The 4,230-nt window shown below is 34.2% G+C and carries 2 protein-coding genes and 1 rRNA gene; 1 reads left to right on the forward strand and 2 read right to left on the reverse strand.

Going from position 1 to position 4,230, the window contains the following annotated elements:
• Positions 1-1,416: 1,416 nt before the first annotated feature.
• Positions 1,417-2,376 (reverse strand): proline dehydrogenase family protein, encoded by a 960-nt coding sequence (locus BWGOE10_RS27470; protein WP_070146028.1) that lies wholly within the window; start codon positions 2,374-2,376, stop codon positions 1,417-1,419.
• A 117-nt stretch (positions 2,377-2,493) separates the two neighbouring features.
• On the opposite strand from BWGOE10_RS27470, the gene BWGOE10_RS27475 reads away from it, so the two are divergent.
• A complete protein-coding gene (locus tag BWGOE10_RS27475) occupies positions 2,494-3,906 on the forward strand; it encodes a PLP-dependent aminotransferase family protein (RefSeq protein WP_070146029.1) in 1,413 nt (470 codons plus the stop codon).
• Positions 3,907-4,105: 199 nt separating this feature from the next.
• Here BWGOE10_RS27475 and rrf read toward each other — a convergent pair.
• Positions 4,106-4,221, reverse strand: a 5S ribosomal RNA gene (gene rrf / locus BWGOE10_RS27480).
• Positions 4,222-4,230: the final 9 nt, after the last annotated feature.

A 4,230-nucleotide genomic window follows, 5' to 3' on the forward strand; every position in this document is an offset into this window, starting at 1 on the left:
GTATTAGGCACGCCGCCAGCGTTCATCCTGAGCCAGGATCAAACTCTCCAATAAAGTTAGTTTGTCTAGCATCTAAAAATAAAAATTGACGTTCACGTTGTTTGTTTCGTTCAGTTTTCAAAGAACTTTTCTGTCGCTCATTTGCGACTCCCTTATGTTAACATTTTCATCTTTCAATGTCAACTAAGTTTTTTCATTTCGTTTGCCGCGTTCTGTGTTATTGCATCGGCGACTTGTTCTATATTACACCTCTATATACTAATCGTCAATACCTTTTTATAAAGATATTCAATTTAATATTTTTATGCTCTCTAATCTAGAGAAGAACCTATAAATATTGCATTATCCGAAAAGCCTCTTCGACTTCGCTTTAATTTCTTCTTCCAAAATATATTCAAGTTTACTTATACCCTAAACTTAATTGGTACGGAAGTTTTTCCCCAGCAAAACTAACAACCTCATTTTAATAAATACTAATATGTAATTAAAAAGTTATTACGCTCCCTAACACCTCTTTGTTTATCAGGCACTCTATTAGAAACGATTGAAGATATACGTATTCTTATAACAGACCACAATACAGAAATTCTTATATACTACTCTAGTTATAGAGTTCCCCTGATATGAAGTAATGGTTACTTACCTGTTTACTCGTAAATATATAGAAACACACTAATACATTTACTAACTATCCCTGTGTCACTGAAATAGCAGACTTATATCTCTTTCATCTTTAGCAGCATCCATTTCCATATGGCCTAGTCGTAATAACTTTTATACCCTCTTAACAAACATTTAAGATATACAAATAAACTATACTTGAGGCCCGAACCGATTAATAGCATTTCTTTTTTAAACACATATACTGGATTAAAAATACGTACCTCAATCGATCGAGTGTACCTAACACACCAGAAGAGAACGTTTGTTCTGTTTGTATTTTATCACATTTAAGGATGTTTATCCTATACCTATATTTACGTTTTACCGCTAAAAGAGCGAATCGAGTTACTAACAAAGCATGTAATTTTATTGTTTCTATTATATATCCTCCGTTTTGAAATACATATAGAATTACAAATTCATTTATTTCTAGCTATAAACCTAAGAATACATAACAATAAGAAACCAATACATATAAAACACCCACAAAAACAAATTCTGCAACAAGGTATAATAAGGCTGTACAATTATAAATCATAATCTTTTCAACATCTATAGGAGTCCTGTCCGCATTTAACGCAAATATAAACTAAAAAAATTTCAATATAAAAAGAGCCGGAATTTCTACTCTAAGGAAAATCTGGCTCTTATTTTTGGGCCACAACCAAAATTATTTAACTTACTCGCTACAACTGAACTCCCTCATAATAACCATAGCCAAAATAATTTTTACATTTAATATTAAATGTCTATTTAATATTCCCTACTCTGCTGTACTGCGGATGAATGTATCATATCTATCACTGCATGATATAAATTTTCCGGATATTCAGCTATCCGATGACATAAATACAAGTACCACTCTTTCCCATAAGTCAAATACACCCTAGCATTATGTCCTTTGTTTTTCAAATCACTTAACATATCCGGACGAATTCCATATAGCATTTCTATTTCTACATTAGATTGACTAAAATATTGACGTTGCTCCATTTCTTTAATAAGAATTTCATCATGTGTAGCTATAGATACAGGATGGTTATTTTCAACTAGTTGTTCTACGATCTGAAGATACTGTTGATTTAAGTCAGTTGACCTAGGCATAGAAATATCTGAAACTTCTTGATAGGCACCTTTTACAACTCGTATTTTCCCTGGATAATGTAGGAGTTCTTGAATATCATTGTTTGAGCGATATAAATGCGCCTGAATCGTTATCCCTACATTAGGATATTGCTCAGTTGTTTTTTTATAGATGGAAAGAATGTCTGCTGCTTTAGATGATTCTTCCATACTTATCATAAGGGTAGTTCCATGTACTTTTGCCTTTTCTGCCAACTCCATTAAATGAATATAAGATATTTCGGGATCTATAGATAATCCAATATGCGATAAATCGAGTGATACTGTTTGTTTCATAGATAGAGCACCCATATCCCCAATAAGATTCCAAAACTCATTTTTTGCTTTATAACATTCCTCTATATCTAGAGTATTTTCCCCTATGTATTCTAGTGAAGTATGATAACCTTTTGTAATTAGTTCTTTTGCTGTCACAATCCCCTCATGTCTCGTTTCTCCGGTGACAAAGCGTTTCGCGGCTTGCAATAATAACGCATAGAGTTCAGTGGATTGTTGTACATAGGATTTTATATGTTCATTTCGTGCAATCGATTTAAATGCCTGAGCTACTTGAAATTCTGGTTTCGTCATCACATTTCCATCCCCTTTAGAACTATTTGATTCAACTATAGCATGCTAAAATGGTTCATATTAGTACCATTTCAACCAAACTTTTATGGTACCAATTTTGATGAAGGGAGCATTTATATGCTTTGGATACCTATTGATCGATCGTTAGATATAAGTTTAATTCGACAGGTTTATCACCAAATACGTGAACGAATATTAAACGGAGAGCTACAATCTGGAGAAAAACTACCATCAACACGGGAATTATCTTCTGAGTTAAGCGTGTCTAGGAATGTAATTTTAGAAGCTTATGATCAATTATTTTCCGAAGGTTTTTTGGTCGCTCGACAGGGAGCTGGGACATTCATTGCCGAAGGGACTTATTTAGAACAACGTAAGAAATCAACTCTAATCGATTCTTTATCTTGGTGCGAAGAAACAAACAAAGACAGTAACATCATTAATTTTCGTTCAGGGATACCAGCATTAGACTTATTTCCACGTAAGGGATGGGCGAAGTTATCTCATACTATATGGAATGAAACACCTCCTTCTACGTTTGGATACGATATTCCCGAAGGGCGTCTCGAATTAAGAAAGGCTTTATCACGCTATTTACTAAAAACAAGAGGAGTTTTTTGTCATCCAGAACAATTGGTAATTACCTCCGGTGCAACTCAAGCTTTAACACTTGTTTCTAAGTTACTTTTGTCAACAGGCGACGAAGTACTAATAGAAGATCCCATCACCAATGACATTCAAACAATTTTTAAAAATTCAGGAGCCTTCCTTTATCCTATACCAGTTGATGATAATGGGATGGATACATCTTTGCTGCCTGCAAATAAAAACCCAAAATTCATCTTCACTACTCCTTCTCATCAGTTTCCTTTAGGAGGAGCGTTACCGATTCAACGACGGGTTCAATTGATTAACTACTCAAGAAAAACAAATTGTTATCTCATTGAAGATGATTATGACAGTGAGTTTCGATATGAAGGCTCACCTGTAAGTTCATTACAGGGATTGGATCCCGAGCGTGTTATATATATAGGCTCATTTAGTAAAATTTTATCACCGGCCCTTAGGATGGGATACTTAGTTCTTCCCTCACACCTTATTGAAAAATGTTGCAGGGTAAAATGGTTTTCAGATCTACATACATCTTCTCTAAATCAGCTTGTCCTTGCTAAATTTATTGCCGAAGATTATTTGGAACGACATATTATAAAGATGAAAAAAATCTATAAAAATCGAAGAGACTTCCTTATCCAGCAATTAAAATTAGCATTCTCAAATAAGATTAATATTTTCGGTTATTCTACAGGATTACACCTGATTGTTGAATTCAATCAAGTTCAATTCAACAAAGAATTACTTGAGAAAATCCAACAACTTGGAGTTAAAGTATATCCTGTGGAAGACCACGCCATTGAAAAAGGAAAACATCATAATCGAATTATTATGGGGTATGGACATTTAACAACTGAAGAAATAAAAGAAGGTGTGAGCAGGCTACAGAGGGCAATACCTTGTATATATTCTTGTTAATAAATAGACTTTAAAACTCAAAATTAAAGAGTCTAACAAACTTGTCCATATTTTTCTGAAGGTATGCTATTTAGATGTGAAATCATAATAAAATAAAGCTGTTTCTTGCTAGATAAACGTACTCATAGAGCCTACATTAATTACAAGCTTATTTTATTAGACACAAAAAAGACGAGTCATTCTGACTCGTCTTAAAGTTGCTTGGCGACGTCCTACTCTCACAGGGACAAGGTCCCAACTACCATCGGCGCTAGAGAGCTTAACTTCCGTGTTCGGTATGGGAACGGGTGTGACCTCTCTGCCATCATCACCAAACTGATGAAG

It is taken from the genome of Bacillus mycoides (genome assembly GCF_001757995.1).
Lineage (GTDB): Bacteria > Bacillota > Bacilli > Bacillales > Bacillaceae_G > Bacillus_A > Bacillus_A mycoides_B.